Below are 14546 nucleotides of genomic sequence, written 5' to 3' on the forward strand. Positions count from 1 at the left end.
ACTCGATGAACGAGTCCAGTGGACGCCTGGATCGCACGTACACACGGTCTCACATACACGCCCGTGGTGAACGGTGCGTGTATCAACCCTTCCCACTCGCGCTTGCACGGAGTGGTGCATCGGTTTTCCGTACCCGAACGAATCGCCTTGCCCCACTTAAGGGGCACGCTTTCAGTCGGGGACGGGATATGGACCCACTGGGATTTGAACCCAGGGCCTCCGCCTTGCAAAGGCGGCGCTCTGCCGCTGAGCTATGGGCCCTTCCGCCGTATACTGTTAGCCCTGATAGTTCATAGGTGCTCGGACGGTCGCCGAGTGACGTGGTCGCCGAACCCCGCGCCAAAAGGTGGGCTGGGGCAAAGCCCCAGTCCCGATCGTTAGGAGGTGATCCAGCCGCAGATTCCCCTACGGCTACCTTGTTACGACTTAAGCCCCCTTGCGAAGCCCAGATTCAACCATCGCATGATGGCTTCATCCGGACCTCACTCGGGTGCTTTGACGGGCGGTGTGTGCAAGGAGCAGGGACGTATTCACCGCGCGCTTATGACACGCGATTACTACCGAATCCAGCTTCATGAGGGCGGGTTTCAGCCCTCAATCCGAACTACGACCAAGTTTAGGGGATTAGCGCTCTCTCTCGAGATGGCTTCCCATTGTCTCGGCCATTGTAGCCCGCGTGTTGCCCAGCACATTCGGGGCATACTGACCTACCGTTGCCCGTTCCTTCCTCCGCTTTAGCAGCGGCAGTCCTCCTAGTGTACCCAACCACGATGAACGTGTTGCTGGCAACTAGAAGTGCGGGTCTCGCTCGTTGCCTGACTTAACAGGACGCCTCACGGTACGAGCTGACGGCGGCCATGCACCTCCTCTCAATGGCTCCAGTAAGCGCATCAGACTGACCTTCACTGCACATTGTCGGTGCTGGTGAGATGTCCGGCGTTGAGTCCAATTAAACCGCAGGCTCCTCCGGTTGTAGTGCTCCCCCGCCAATTCCTTTAAGTTTCATCCTTGCGGACGTACTTCCCAGGCGGCTCGCTTCACGGCTTCCCTACGGCACAGCGCAGGCTCGTAGCCTGCGCCACACCTAGCGAGCATTGTTTACGGCTAGGACTACCCGGGTATCTAATCCGGTTCGAGACCCTAGCTTTCGTCCCTCACCGTCGGGTCCGTCCTCTCGAGGTGCTTTCGCCATCGGCGGTCCGTCCAGGATTACGGGATTTCACTCCTACCCCGGACGTACCCCTCGAGTCTTCCGGCCCCAAGCCAAACAGTTTCCGCTGGACGCCGACGTGTTAGGCACGTCGATTTCCCAACGGACTTGTCTGGCCGGCTACGGACGCTTTAGGCCCAATAATATCGGCCATCACTCGTGCTGCCGGTATTACCGCGGCGGCTGGCACCGGTCTTGCCCAGCACTTATTCCTGTACCACCTTAGGGTACAGAAAAGCGAGGACTGTATGCCCTCGCACTCGGAGTCCCCCTATCGCACTGTCGTGCAGTGTAAAGGTTTCGCGCCTGCTGCGCCCCGTAGGGCCCGGTATCTTGTCTCAGATACCGTCTCCGGGCTCTCACTCTCATGACCCGTACCGATTATAGGCACGGTGGGCCGTTACCCCACCGTCTACCTAATCGGCCGCAGCCACATCCTATGGCGCCGGAGCGTTTCCCGCTCTCTGCTGTTCCAGCATGAGAGCAGTATCAACTATTAGCCTCAGTTTCCCGAGGTTATTGTTGTCCATAGGGTAGTTTGGCCACGTGTTACTGAGCTATATGCCACGAGTACGAACTCGTGCGACTAGCATGGCTAAATCGGACTCCGATAGCAATGGCCTCCGGCAGGATCAACCGGAATGTCTCCCCGGAATGGGGAGGGTGGCGGGCGTACACCATGATGATGGTGTACTAGCGTTGTAAGCTATCGGGGTTCAGCGACACGTCGAGTCGACGACCGACCGAGTGTCACCGAACTATCAGGGCTAACATCAGATCCCATCTATACGGCGGACCGCAGGGGTGGAATCCTCATTTCCTTCGGACCAGATTGTATGCCAGAGAAGGGTATAAACCCTTCGTGTTGGCATCGGTCCGAGCTGGCACGGGTCGGCCGTTCCGACCTGGCCTCCTTCGCGTCAATCCGGAGTGCCCTGTTCCACTTAAGGGCGTCGGATTGCCCGTCGCCGGATTCGACCGGCGCCGGGCCGTTCGCATTCCATTCGAAATGCCCTGTTATACTTAAGGGCATCGAACGTCGGCCACGCCCGGAGCGTCCCGGGCACCGCGCCGCTTCGCATCACAGTCAAACGGCAGGGTAAACTTAAGCCCGTCGAACGACCGACGCTACGTCATGCGATTACATGCACTGGGTTTCAACAAGAGATGTCGCCCAGAGCCGTTCCCGAGTGGTCGACAGGTTCTCGAATCGGGGACGTTCCACTGAGAAAGAGAGGTCCCTGGGCCTGTGGAGCTAGCGCTGTCGCTTGCCGGCAGCGCAAAGAAAGGAATGTGTGCGACTAGATATCGTCGAGGTGTTCGACGCCTTCCTTGGAGACGTTGCCCTTCGTGATGTCGCCGGGCATCCAGTCGGGCTTGTCGTCGGGCGCTTCCTCCTCCCAGGCCCACCCCTCGTAGATGTGAACCTTGTGGGTTCCCTTCTCGCGGAGGCGGAGTTGTTCGGGGTCAGCGCTGTCTTCAGACGGTGCCGGGTCGAGTCGGCGCGCCGCTTTGAGTGCTGCCTGTCGGGGAGTCCCGCCAGAGAAGACACTCGTCTCTTCACCATCATCTGTTCGGAGCGCAAAGTTGCGCTTATCGTTGTCTCGTGCCATGGTTTTACCGCTCCATGTGGGTTCAGCACATGATGCATTATAAATATACCCCCAAATCCGGCCGCCGTGCGGCGGTATCTTTATAAAGGCGACTGCGCACCCCCGACAGCGACACCGGCTGTGAGCCGTTCAACCCCGGCAGAGACCTCGCGCGCGGACAGTCGAGGTAAGGCAGGAGTACGGCCGGTCGACGGACAGCGCGGTAGACTTAAGTGTATCCTGGGGCGAACCACCGACTAGGTTAGCGCGATGGTTCGAAAGAAGAAGCTCAGCCCGAGTGGCGCAAAAGACGAAGACGGCGAGTACCACAACGTCCACATCAACCTCCACGAGGACGAGCTCGCCGTTGCAGGGATGGAAATCGGAGACGAAGTGTTCGTCCGCGTGCGCGAGGACAAGATTATCATCCAGAAAGCGGACGCCGACGACGTCGAACACGAGTTTTGAGCGACACCATCGCCACGTCTATGACACTGTACGACCTCGCCAAGCCACTTCTGTTCCGCCTACCCCCTGAGACAGCCCACACCGCAGTCCACACTGGCCTTCGGGGACTACAGGCGACACCGCTTGCGGACCGCCTCGAATCACACTACCAGGTCACAGACGACCGGTTGCAGACAGAGGCCTTCGGTCAGCAGTTCCCCAACCCGGTCGGCGTCGCCGCCGGCTTCGACAAGAACGCCGAAATTTCCGGTGCGTTGCAGTCGCTTGGCTTCGGGTTCGTCGAAGTCGGCGGTGTGACTGCCGAGCCACAGGAGGGGAATTCCCGCCCGCGGATGTTCCGGCTCCCCGACGATGAAGCCCTCATCAACCGGATGGGACTGAACAACGACGGCGCGGACGTAGTCGGTCGCCGATTGCTCCGGACGGACGTCAACGTCCCGGTCGGCGTCAACATCGCAAAGACAGAACACGTCGCACCCGCGGACGCGCCCGCGGACTACCGCCGAACCTACGAGCGCGTCGCCGAGGGGGCCGACTTTTTCGTCGTCAACGTCTCCTGTCCCAACTCACAGGGGTTCGAGGAACTCCAGAACCGCGACTCGATGGCCGCGATCTTCGAGACACTGACCGATGTCGGCGCAAGCCCACTGCTGGTGAAACTCTCCCCGGACCTGCCCGAGCCAGCCGTCGAGGACGCACTGAACATCGTCTCGGAGTTCGATTTGGATGGCGTGGTCGCGACCAACACCACCACCGAGCGGCCGGCCTCGCTTCGGTCGCCGAATCGGACCGAGGAGGGCGGGCTCTCGGGCAAGCCAATCGAGGGAGAAGCGACGGAGATGGTCCGCTTCGTTGCCGAACGGACGGACGTGCCCGTCGTCGGCGTCGGTGGCGTCTCCACCGCCGAGGGTGCCTACCGGAAGATTCGTGCCGGCGCCAGCCTCGTCCAGTTGTACACCGGCCTCGTCTATCGGGGCCCCTCGATTTCCCAGGAGATTAACCGGGGATTGCTCGAACTGTTAGAACAGGACGGGTTCGACAGCGTCGACGAAGCAGTCGGCGCGGACCTGTAACGGAGAAAGATTTTCGACGCCGAGTACTATTCGAGTCCGTCCAGTCGGAACTCGAAGGCCGCAACCGGTAGTTCGAGGTCGTGTTCGACGAGCACCGACGGGTGAATCTCGCCGACGACGCCGACCGACTCGCCGTCGAGGACGACTTCTGCGGTCCGGCCGTCGATGAAGGTTGGATGCTCAGTCGGGGGCGTTTCCAGCGTTTTGCCGAACGAGTCGGCGATAGCCTGGAGGCGACCCTTCGCGTCCTCGTAGGATGCCTCCGTCCGCGCGAGGACGCCCGCGACCGTCCGGTGTTCGGCGACGCCGGTGTTCTCGCTGTCGTCCACGTGGGCACCAAGGCCGATTTCCGAGAGGTCCTGCGGGTAAGCGCGGTGAGTGTTGTTCTCTAAGACCATCAACAGCGAGGGCAGCGCCCACGTCCGGAGCATGGTGTAGTCCTCGCTGTACGGTTCCATGATGGTGACCGGCGGGGCGGCACCGACCGGGCCGTCGGCGTCGCTCTGCTCGGGGTCGAGATTGAGTCGTTCGAAGTTCTCGGCCTCGTTTATCATGTGGAAGTTCAGCAGGTCCTCGAAGCCAAGCCCGACGAGTGCATCGCGAGCGGCGTCCTCGAGCCGGGAGCGCTCGTGGCGCCCGCCAACCGTCGACACGTCGGGGTACTTCGGTTCGAGTTCGTTGAACCCGTAGGCCCGCCCGATGTCGTCGATGACATCCAGCGGATGGAGCACGTCCACCCGATACGGCGGGACGTCCACGTCGTACTCGACGGCCTCACCGTCGGTGTCTGCCTGCGCGGCGTCCAGTCCGGCGCGCTCGGCGCAGTCGACGACTTCCTCGCCGCTCAAGGAGATGCCGAGAATCGACTCGATACGGTCGTGGGAAACAGTCTTGGTCTTGACCGAGAAGTCCGGGCGCACGATCGTCTGGCCGGCGTACTCCCCAGTCGTATCGTCGCCGTACTCGACGTTGACCTGTTCGACCTGGCCGCCACGCGCCGACAGCGCATAGCAGACGATAGAGAGCATGTGGTCGATGGTCCACTGGTCGGTCCCGGTCATCTCGATGAAGAGGTCACGCGAGCCGGTGGTGACCTCGGTCCGACTGCCGTTGATGACCGGCGGGAACGAGAACAGCCCGATGGCGTCGTAGATTGCCGGATAGCGGTCGAAAGAGTCCACGAGGTCGGCGTAGGTCTCGCCGGTTGGGTGGCGGTCGAGCACCTCGGCGGGTGTCATCTCCTCGTTGGTCTCCAGCGGAACGAACGAATCCTCGGTCGGGTCGACGCTGGTGTAGGTGACCGATTTGTTCGCCCGGCCCTGGTCGGTCGCGGCGGCGTCTCGCGGCTCGTCGCCGCTCGATTGTTCCGAGGCGCTACGCGCCTCGCGGCCCTTCAGCATCGTCAGGTCGTGAACACCGATGGCACCTTTCGCGCGCTGGCGGCCCATCGTCGCGTGCAACTTCTCCTGGAGCTGAATGAGCGACTCCAGTGCGTCCTCGCCCATGTCCAGTCCGCGGACGATTGCCCCGGTGATGTAGGGCCGGTCGTCGGGCTGGTCCTCGACCTGGATGGTCCAGTCGGCGTCGTTGGTGCTGGGGACGTAGACGCCGCGTGCGTCGCCGTACTGGTAGCGCAGCGACCGCGCGACACCCTCAACCGAGAGGCGGTCGAGACGGTCAGGCGCAAACTCCAGTTGGAACTCGTCGTCCTCGGTCCAGCCTTCGAACTCCAGACCGAGGTCGAACAGGTCCGACCGCAGTTCGTCGTTGCTTTTCTCGTCGTGACCGGTCAGCTCGCGCAGTTCGTCGGGATCGACATCGACGACCGGCATCAGTACACCACCTCCACGTCCCGCAGCAGTTCTAAGTCACACAGCGTCCCGTGCACGTCGCGGATGTCCTCGAAGCCGTACATGAGCATCAGTAGTCGTTCCAGTGAGAGTCCCCACGCCATCACGTCACAGTCGACGCCGAGCGGGTCGGTCACTTCGTCACGGAAGATGCCCGAGTTACCGACCTCGACGATTTCGCCGGTCTCGGGGTGTTCGCCGAACAGTTCGAACGACGGCTCCGTGTAGGGGTTGTAGTGGGGTTTGAACTCCAGGTCCGTGATACCGAACTGTTCGTAAAACTCCGTGAACGTGCCAAAGAGGTCACGCACGGAGAGGTCCTCTGCCATCACCCACCCTTCAATCTGGAAAAATTCGAGCAGGTGCGTCGGGTCCAGCGTGTCGTTGCGGTACACCTTCTCGACGCTGAAGTACCGCTGTGGCGGTTCGAGGTCACCGACCTGATGACCCGAGAGATACCGCATCGACAGCGACGTAGTGTGGCCCCGAAGGTCGAGGCGGCGCGCGGTCTCCTCGGTCCACGGCGAGTGGTAGCCTTCGCCGTCCTCGCCGACACCTTCTTTGTGTGCGGTGTGAATCCGGTCGACGAGGTCCTCGGGCAGGTCCCGAATCTCGTCGGGCGTCTCCAGTGCGAACTGGTCCCAGTGGGTTCGCGCAGGATGGTCCTGGGGCATGAACAGACAGTCGTTGATCCAGAACTGCGCGTCGGCGTGTGGACCCTCCATCTCCTCGAAGCCCATCCCGACCAGGACGTCCTTGACGCGGTTTGCGGTCTGGCGGAGGATGTGTTCTTTGCCACCCTGGACCTGCTCGGCGTCAGCCTCGACGTTGTACTCGGTGAACTCCACGTCTTCCCACTCGCCGCTGGTGAGCATCTCGGGGGTGAGCTGGTCGACGGTCTCGGCGACTTCGATACCCTCCATCAGCGCGTTCACGCCCTCGTCGGTCAGGCGAACCGAGCGTACGGTCGACTCGGAGCGTGCGATGAGGCCGCGACTCTCTAGCTGGTCGAGGACGTCAGCGTCGACATCCGACTCGCCGTCTTCGGCCAACTGTTCGAGCGCGAGCCGTTCGGCGTCAGTCGCCGGGTCGGCGTCGGGGTCGGCCGAGACGTCGCCGCTGTCGACGCTGCCGTACCCCTTCCGGGCGAAGTTCGCGAGCGCGATGTCGACGGCCGGGCCGTCCAGCCCCGCGGCACCGAGCAGTTCGCCCAGCGAGGCGGGGTCCTCGTCGGCACCAGCGTCGAGAGCGGCCTCGTAGAGACTGAGTTCGGGCAGCCCCTCCTCGACGTAGGTGTGGCCCTCGTCGGTCAGCGAGACCGAGTCGTCGGTCTCTTCGGAGACGGTGACGAGACCTGCTTCTTCGAGTTCGAACGCGGCGCGGGTGGCGGCTTCGGGTTTCAGGTCGGCCGCCGACGCGACCTCTGTTGTCGGTCGGTCCTCCTCGGCGCTCGCGGCTTCTAGCACCGCGAGTTGTGTGTGTGGCAGTTTCATTCGTTGATGGGAATACCGCAGTATCGTCAGTTAACGGTTCTTACTCGGGGACGCCAGACGCGCCCAGAAGAGAGGCGGTTTCGTCGCACCGGCGTGTTATCGCCGCCGCGAGTCCGCCGCCCGACTCAGGCGAAAACAAAGCCGAACCCAGCGACTGCCGACTGCTGGCGAGCGATACACCGTGGCAGGGGTTCGGATGCCATATGCGAGCGGTTGTGACGGGGCCGCAAAAACGTTCTGGGTCGCGTATCCGCGAGTCGCGTGACTACCGCTTGCGCTCGGAGTCGAGGTCGATGTCCAGTTCGTCGAGTTTGTCCTCCCACTCGGCGCGTTTCTCCTGGTGCTCGGCGAGAAACTCCTCCATCAGTTCGGCGGCCTGTTCTTTGCACCCGCCACAGAGCCGTTCGCCGCCGACACACTCGTCGTAGACCTCCTTTGCGAACTCGTCGTCGTCGCCGGAGAGCAGGTAGGCGTACAGTTCGTACACCGGACATTCGTCGGCTTTCCCGCCGAGTTCGCGCTGTTCCTCGGCGGTCTCCCGACCGCCCGTCGTCGCGGCCTTCACTTTGTCGTAGCCCTCGTCTGGGTCGTCGAGCAGACTGATGTGCGAGGCCGGAATAGAGGAGGACATCTTCCCACCGGTGAGGCCGGTCATAAAGCGGTGGTAGATAGAGGAGGGCAACTGGAAGCCGTAGCCGCCGTGGTCCAGTTCCACGTCCCGGGCCAGTTGTTCGGCCTCCGCACGGGAGAGTTCGAAGGTGTCGATGTGGTTGTCGTAGACTCGCTTTTCGCCGTCGATGGCCTCGATAAGTGCGTCGAAGGCCTCGTCGGTCGCCCGCCGGTCGAGGATGCGCACCCGCGGCCGGAGCGGTTCCTTCCCGGCCTCCCGGAGCATCGTAATCGTCGAGTCGAGCGTCGTCGCCTCGACGTCGGTCGCGCCGGGTTCGCGCTCGCCCTCCAGCAGTTCGGCGGCGTCGCCACACCGGATAGTGTCGTCGGGGTGGCGGTCGGTAAGCGTCTGGTGGGCATAGGCGAGCAACTGACGCTGGGCGTCGTCGACCTCGAAACTGGCGTACGCCTCCGTGACCCCGAAGTATCGCATCCGCTGGGCCAGGTCCCGGGAGAGCCGGATGTGAGGGTCCTGGTCCGGGCCGACCGGAATCACGGTCGGTTTCGGCTCGTCCAGTTGCGGATAGAGGATGTCGGCCATCTGCGTGACGACCGACTGCATGTGCGAGACGTCGGTCTCGCCGTCGAAGTCGTAGATAGCCTGCAGCTCCGAGAAGTTCGCCTCCGCCCCGAGTTCGAACGCCAGGTCCTGGACCTCGCGGTTCTCGGACTGACGATACAGTTCGCCCTCCTCGGGGTCGAAACCCAGCGCGAGCAGCGAGAGAATGTAGTTGCGCGCGTGTTCGTCGATTTCGTCCCACGAGAGGCCGCGAGCGCTGTGGGCTTCGAGGTCCGCGATGAGGCCGTAGGCCTCGCCGCCCTGTTGCTGGTGCCAGATGATTTCGTCGAAGACGAGTTTGTGGCCGATGTGGGGGTCGCCGGTCGGCATGAATCCCGACAGCGCGGCGAACGGTTCGTCGTTGACCATCGCGCTGGCAATCTGGCGGTACTCGCGATGGCCGAAGATGACCCCGCGGCGCATCAGATAGTGGGGGTCTGGCACCTCGTCGAGGATGTCCTCGAACTGCTCGATACCGAACTGCTCGAAGAGTTTGCGGTAATCGGAGACCGTCGAGGAACCCCACGGGTCCAGCGCAACGTCGTCAGCGCCTGCGACGCCGCCGTCTGTCCGAGGCGACGCGGACGCCTCATCGTCTGCCCCTGCCGTCCCGCCGTCAGCGCGGAGTTCTGTCGGAGTCGCTGGCGCGTCGGTGCGCTCGCCGGCAGTCTGTTCGTCGGTCGTGGGGTCGCTGTCGTCGGTCATGGTGTGAGTCGGCTCACCGAGAGCCAGTCTATGCCTTCGTTCGCGCCGGTCAGCGCAAAAACCATTCGCTTCCGCACGCCGTGGGCCAGTCGCACGTCAAGCGCCAGGTCCCGCGGCGCGAAGGCGTGGGTCGGCGACAGGACCCGCACGAGCAGTTCTGAGTGACCCAGATTGTCGACGCTCTCGACGTCGGCGTAGGTCCGGAAGTCCGCACCGAATTTGAACGCGGTCTTGGGAACGACGCCGGCAGTCCGGAGCGCGCTGTAGACGCGCAGTCTGCGGTCGAACCGCTCGCCTTCGACCGCCCGCCCCCGGTCGACGACCGCCTGTTCGTCGTCCACCCCATCTGTGGCGTCGTCACTGGCGAGCGAAAGCGTCCCCTGGCTGGCGAGATACGCGCCTTCGACCAGCGACAACTGGACGGCACCACCGTTGTCGTCGAGTCGCTGGCCGTAGAACGCCCGGTCGTGGAGGTTCGAGGATGGCTCCCAGACGAGCACGCGGTCGGACAGCAGGTCCCCGGTGACCGCCGAGATGTCGTGGTGAGTCGAGCCCGTGATAGCGGGACTGGTGACTTCCAGATAGGTGAGTTCGCTCTCCTCGTCGACGACGGCGAGGACGCCAGTCCCCTCGTCGTCGCTCGCTGTTTTCGAGGACTCAGTCGCATCGCTCCCTGCGTCCTCGCCTCCTGCGTCCTCGCTGTCACCTGCTGTCGCGAGCGTCTCAAGCATCTCGGCGCTTACGTCCGCACGTTCACTGACGGCCCGGACCCGGTAGGCGACGGCGTCGTCCCACGGTCCCTGCCCGCGCGGATAGACGACGAAGTCACCGGTCGCCACGTCGACCCAGTCTTCCCGGGTGGGAGAGAGGTAGAACCCCCGGTCGCGGAGGTCCTTGTAGACGAAGAAAGCGACCTCTGAGACGGCCGTCGAGGCCAGAAAAGCACGAAAGTCCAGTCGGTCCCGGTCCTCCGAACGGCCGTCGACGACCGCGTCGAGGTCCCCCCGGTAGAGCAGGTGTGCCGCCTCGACCGGGTCGAGGACGACGCCGCCGTCGTCCGGGCGGCCGTACCCGCGGGCGTCGTAGAACTGCTCGCGAGCCTGTCGGCCGGCGCGGACGAGGTCGCCATCGAATGTCGCATCCATGTTCTCGCGTGCGCGCCCGCGATTGAAGTTCCCTACGGTGCACTCGTCGCTTGCTCCGCGAGATGGCCACAGTTGCTGTCCAGACACCGCCGACCGGACCCCGTCTCGAAGGCCGGGAGCCCACACTCACACTCCCCGTCGTGGACACCGCTGGGAAAGGCAAAGCCAGTCTCGCAGTCGGGGTACTGCTCACAGCCCAGGATGAGGCCGCCACGGCGGAGCACGCGAAGGTCACCCCCACACTCCGGACAGGTCCACTCGCGGTCGAACGCTTTCCGGACGCGCTCGTCCAGCGACTCACACGCTCTGTCGAGACAGACGACAAAGGAAGCGCCGCGCTCGACCCGAAGGCGAGGGAGGCCACAGTCGCAGGTTTCGTCGGTGACAGTTGCGTCGGCGGGCAGGCCGTATCGTCGGTCACACTCCGGACAGGAGACGGCCCCCCGAGTTCGGACGAGACGGCCGTCACAATCAGGGCAGTCACCGACGGGGACGCCGGCGTCGGTCGTTGGATAGCGCCCGCGTGTGTGCGCGCGGTGGATGTCGATAGTGAGTTTCTGGTCGCCGTCGCTTGCAGTCACACGCTCCTGGCCCACGGTGACCGACTCCGGACGGGTGAGCCACGCGACCGGCTGGTAGCCGGCGGCGTCGTGGACGAGCGTCGTCCCGTCGGGCTTTATCACCACGAGCACGTCGCCGTGCTGGTGGCGGTCGCGGTCGCCGGTGAACGTCGTGGTACAGGTGCCTGCGATGACGTGTGTACAGTCAGGCATAGACCGGGCTGGTCGCGGTCTGGTATCTAAAGGTTCGGGCGCAGGAAAGTGGATTCGAATGGGGTGGGCAACCCCGAAGTGTGGTGGGTTGGCTGGCGATACAGTCGAGGAGTCCACCAGGCCGACGCTACTGGTTGTGGTTCCGACCGAGCACGAGCCCGAGGAAGTTCAGCGCCAGGAGGCCGCCAACCAGCCGTGGGTACTGGGAGACGTAGCCACTGACGAGCAGGCTCGTGAGGACGAACGGCAACACTACCGCCGTCCAGAAGCCGGCAAACCGGAGCGCCGGCAGGCACATCTGGCGAAGGGACTGGACGTCGACGCGCTGCTGGGGAACAGCGGAATCGGATTCGAGCGGGGAAGCATTGGACACGGTGGGACTCCTCATTTCGGGGTACAACAGACAGCATCATATAAGCGATAGACCGCTAGCCCGATTTCGGACTCTTTTTCGATTCATGTGAGGGTTTCACAGGCCCCGTGAAACCTTTCACAACTTCCCCAGAATCGATTAAAAAATTTATAGAGTGATTTGAGACGTTTTTCTGCGCCCGGGTTAGTCGGTCACTCGAAGGGTGCGACTCCACTCGACTGGCGTGAGCGGGAGGTCGGGGAAGGTGACGTGGACGGTAAATTCGAGTTCGGTATCGTCGCCGCCGAAGATGGCGACGGGCAGTGTCGTTTCGCCGAGATAGCTGTCCTTGCGTGTCATCTCGCGGCCGTTGACCGTCACGCGAAGTCCCGCGCGGGCGTTGCCCGCGTCCGTGCGCACGGTCACCTCCCGCAGCGTGCGTTCGCCGCGCGCTATCGTCTCGGGCACCGCGCCCCAGTCGACAGTTATCGCCGGCAGGTCGCGCGCGCTCTCGACGACGCGCTCGGCGACGCTCTCGCTGAGGCCGGCCGCAGCCAGTCGGTCGACGCCCGCGTCGAGAACGTCAGCAGGCGTCTGGAATCCGGCGGCCGCGAGCGTCTGCGCGCGTCCGGCGCCGACGCCTTCGATTGCGGTCAGCCCCACGGCATCCTCGCTGACGCCGTGGTCAACGCGGGCCTCGACCCGGCTGACGAGGTTCGCCTGTTCGGGCGTGCCAAAGCGGTCGACGATAGCCCGGAGTGCGGCGAACAGTCGGAGCGCATTCTGGCGGATAATCCACGCGTCACTCTTCAGCGACCCCGGCGTGTTGCCGTCCATCCCCGCCCGGAGGATAGCGAGGACCTTCCGCGGTCCCGCGTCCATGTCGGTCGCCGTCTGGCCGAGAACAGCGTCGACGGCGTCTTCCTCGTCGCTGCGGGCGCTGACACTCTGGAACTCGGTCGTACTGGCGACGGTCCGCAACACGTCCAGCGCCGAGAGGCCCTCGCGGTCGGTGAGGTCGGCGAAGTGACGGGCCGTCTCCAGACGGAGGTAGAACTTCGAGGCGAGACGGCCCAGCGGCGAAGGTTCGATTGCCAGCCCGTCCATCTCGACAAAGGAGCGCTCGACGAGCCACTCCAGTGCGGCACTGACGCGTTCGCGGTGGTCCTCGGCGTACCCCGACGCGCGCTGGGCGCGCACGTAGTAGAACGTCGTCTCTAGCCAGTCCATCGCCTCGTCGACGTCGGTGACGGTGCCGAGTGCGATTTCGGCGTTGAGGTGGACCGCGAGGTCGCTTGCAACCCGGCTGTCGGCACCGCCGTCCGGGAGGTCGGCCAGCCGCGACTCGATGGTCTTGCCGTCTTCGAGCAGCGCCTGGTAGCGGTCGACGTCCGAGCGGTCACAGATGACCCAGGCGTACCCCTGGTCGTCGTAGCCCGGCCGGCCCGCCCGACCGAGCATCTGGAGCACGTCCAGCGGGCTCATGTCCACCTCGCCCTCCAGCGGGTCGTGTAGTTTGGTGTCCCGGATGACGACACAGCGGGCGGGGAGGTTCACGCCCCACGCGAGCGTCGACGTCGAGAAGAGCAGCTGAATCTTGCCCTCGCGGAACCACTGCTCGACGAGGTTCTTGTCGTCCCGCGAGAGGCCGGCGTGGTGAAAGCCCACGCCGTCGAGGACGGACTGGCGAAGGGTATCGTTGGAAAGTTCGGCAGCGTCAGTATGAAAGTCGTAGTCGCCGCGCGCGCCGATTGGGACGTCACGCTCGGCGAGTTCGTCGCGAGTCTTCTTTGCGGCCTGGACGGTGTCCTGCCGGGAGGAGACAAAGACGAGCGCCTGTCCCTCATCGCGGACGTGCTGTTCGGTGAGGTCGAGCGCACGATAGAGGCGGCGATATTTGTCTGCGAAGGCGTTCTCGCCGTGGCTGTAGGTCGCCACGTCGGCTTCCAGCGGAACGGGGCGGTAGGACTCGTCGAAGGCGAAGGTGCCCGACTCGGGGGCGTCGAGCCACTCGGCCACGTCCTCGATGTTGGGCATCGTCGCCGAGAGCGCGACCACGCGGGGGTCACAGAGCCGGCGGAGCCGCGAGATGGTCACTTCGAGGACACTCCCCCGGCGCTCGGAGTCGAGGAGGTGCACCTCGTCGATGACACAGCAGTCCACGTCGGTGACAAAGGAGTAGCGCCGCGAGTCGTGCTTTCGGGTGGCGGAGTCGGCCTTCTCCGGTGTCATCACGAGGATGTCGGCGCGTTCGGCACGCCGCGGGTTCAGGTCGCGCTCGCCGGTGACGACGTAGACGGAGTAGCCGAGGTCCTCGAAGCGCTCCCACTCGCGCTCTTTCTCGTTGGTGAGCGCACGGAGCGGAGCGAGAAAGAGGGCAGTCCCGTCCGTTTTCAGCGTCTCGCAGATGGCCACTTCCGCGATGGCGGTCTTGCCGCTCGCGGTGGGCGCGCTGACGACGACGTTGTCCTCGCTGTCCAGGAGCGCGGGCAACGCTTCGGTCTGCATCGCGTTGAAACGGTCGAAGGGAAACGCCGCCGCAAACTCCGGGAGGACGTCCCCGACGGGGATTTCGGTCGTGGCGTCGGCGTGGCCGGTCACAGTGGGAGGCAGGTCCGGGGGAGCAAAGGCGTTTCTATGGCGCGGTGAGCGGAGCC

The 14546-nt window shown here is 64.1% G+C and carries 10 protein-coding genes, 1 tRNA gene and 1 rRNA gene; 2 read left to right on the forward strand and 10 right to left on the reverse strand.

What is annotated here, in order from left to right; all coding sequences use genetic code 11:
- Nucleotides 1–189 precede the first annotated feature (189 nt).
- From QYL91_RS03295 to QYL91_RS03305, 3 genes are all read right to left on the reverse strand, one after another.
- A tRNA-Ala gene (locus QYL91_RS03295) sits at nucleotides 190–261 on the reverse strand.
- Between the two features lie 118 nt (nucleotides 262–379).
- A 16S ribosomal RNA gene (locus QYL91_RS03300) occupies nucleotides 380–1853 on the reverse strand.
- A 658-nt stretch (nucleotides 1854–2511) separates the two neighbouring features.
- Nucleotides 2512–2823 carry a non-histone chromosomal MC1 family protein gene (locus QYL91_RS03305; RefSeq protein ID WP_302081956.1) on the reverse strand — a complete coding sequence of 104 codons (312 nt, stop codon included), beginning with the start codon at nucleotides 2821–2823 and terminating at the stop codon, nucleotides 2512–2514.
- A 249-nt stretch (nucleotides 2824–3072) separates the two neighbouring features.
- Here QYL91_RS03305 and QYL91_RS03310 point away from each other — a divergent pair, with 249 nt between their 5' ends.
- Both QYL91_RS03310 and QYL91_RS03315 read left to right on the forward strand, forming a co-directional pair.
- Complete coding sequence (locus QYL91_RS03310) at nucleotides 3073–3270, forward strand: hypothetical protein (protein WP_302081957.1); 198 nt, start codon at nucleotides 3073–3075, stop codon at nucleotides 3268–3270.
- Nucleotides 3271–3290: 20 nt separating this feature from the next.
- Nucleotides 3291–4343, forward strand: a complete 1053-nt coding sequence (locus tag QYL91_RS03315) for a quinone-dependent dihydroorotate dehydrogenase (RefSeq protein ID WP_302081958.1) — start codon at nucleotides 3291–3293, stop codon at nucleotides 4341–4343.
- A 26-nt stretch (nucleotides 4344–4369) separates the two neighbouring features.
- Here QYL91_RS03315 and pheT read toward each other — a convergent pair whose 3' ends face one another.
- The 7 genes from pheT to QYL91_RS03350 form a co-directional block, all read right to left on the reverse strand.
- Nucleotides 4370–6175, reverse strand: a complete 1806-nt coding sequence (gene pheT, locus QYL91_RS03320) for a phenylalanine--tRNA ligase subunit beta (protein WP_302081959.1) — start codon at nucleotides 6173–6175, stop codon at nucleotides 4370–4372.
- The gene (gene pheS / locus QYL91_RS03325) at nucleotides 6175–7686 is read right to left on the reverse strand and encodes a phenylalanine--tRNA ligase subunit alpha (RefSeq protein ID WP_302081960.1); all 1512 of its coding nucleotides are present in this window, start codon (nucleotides 7684–7686) and stop codon (nucleotides 6175–6177) included. The genes pheT and pheS overlap by 1 nt, the downstream gene beginning before the upstream one ends.
- Before the next feature lie 265 nt (nucleotides 7687–7951).
- Nucleotides 7952–9619 (reverse strand): tryptophan--tRNA ligase, encoded by a 1668-nt coding sequence (locus QYL91_RS03330; protein ID WP_302081961.1) that lies wholly within the window; start codon nucleotides 9617–9619, stop codon nucleotides 7952–7954.
- Nucleotides 9616–10764, reverse strand: coding sequence for a tRNA-intron lyase (endA, locus tag QYL91_RS03335; RefSeq protein WP_302081962.1), 1149 nt, complete (start codon nucleotides 10762–10764; stop codon nucleotides 9616–9618). The genes QYL91_RS03330 and endA overlap by 4 nt, the downstream gene beginning before the upstream one ends.
- A 32-nt stretch (nucleotides 10765–10796) precedes the next feature.
- Nucleotides 10797–11537, reverse strand: coding sequence for an endonuclease NucS domain-containing protein (locus tag QYL91_RS03340; protein ID WP_302081963.1), 741 nt, complete (start codon nucleotides 11535–11537; stop codon nucleotides 10797–10799).
- Nucleotides 11538–11664: 127 nt separating this feature from the next.
- A complete protein-coding gene (locus QYL91_RS03345; RefSeq protein WP_302081964.1) occupies nucleotides 11665–11925 on the reverse strand; it encodes a DUF8028 family protein in 261 nt (86 codons plus the stop codon).
- A gap of 168 nt (nucleotides 11926–12093) precedes the next feature.
- Entirely contained in the window at nucleotides 12094–14460 is a 2367-nt protein-coding gene (locus tag QYL91_RS03350; protein ID WP_302082824.1) for a DEAD/DEAH box helicase, read from the reverse strand.
- Nucleotides 14461–14546: the final 86 nt, after the last annotated feature.

Source organism: Salinibaculum rarum (genome assembly GCF_030505615.1).
Lineage (GTDB): Archaea > Halobacteriota > Halobacteria > Halobacteriales > Haloarculaceae > Salinibaculum > Salinibaculum rarum.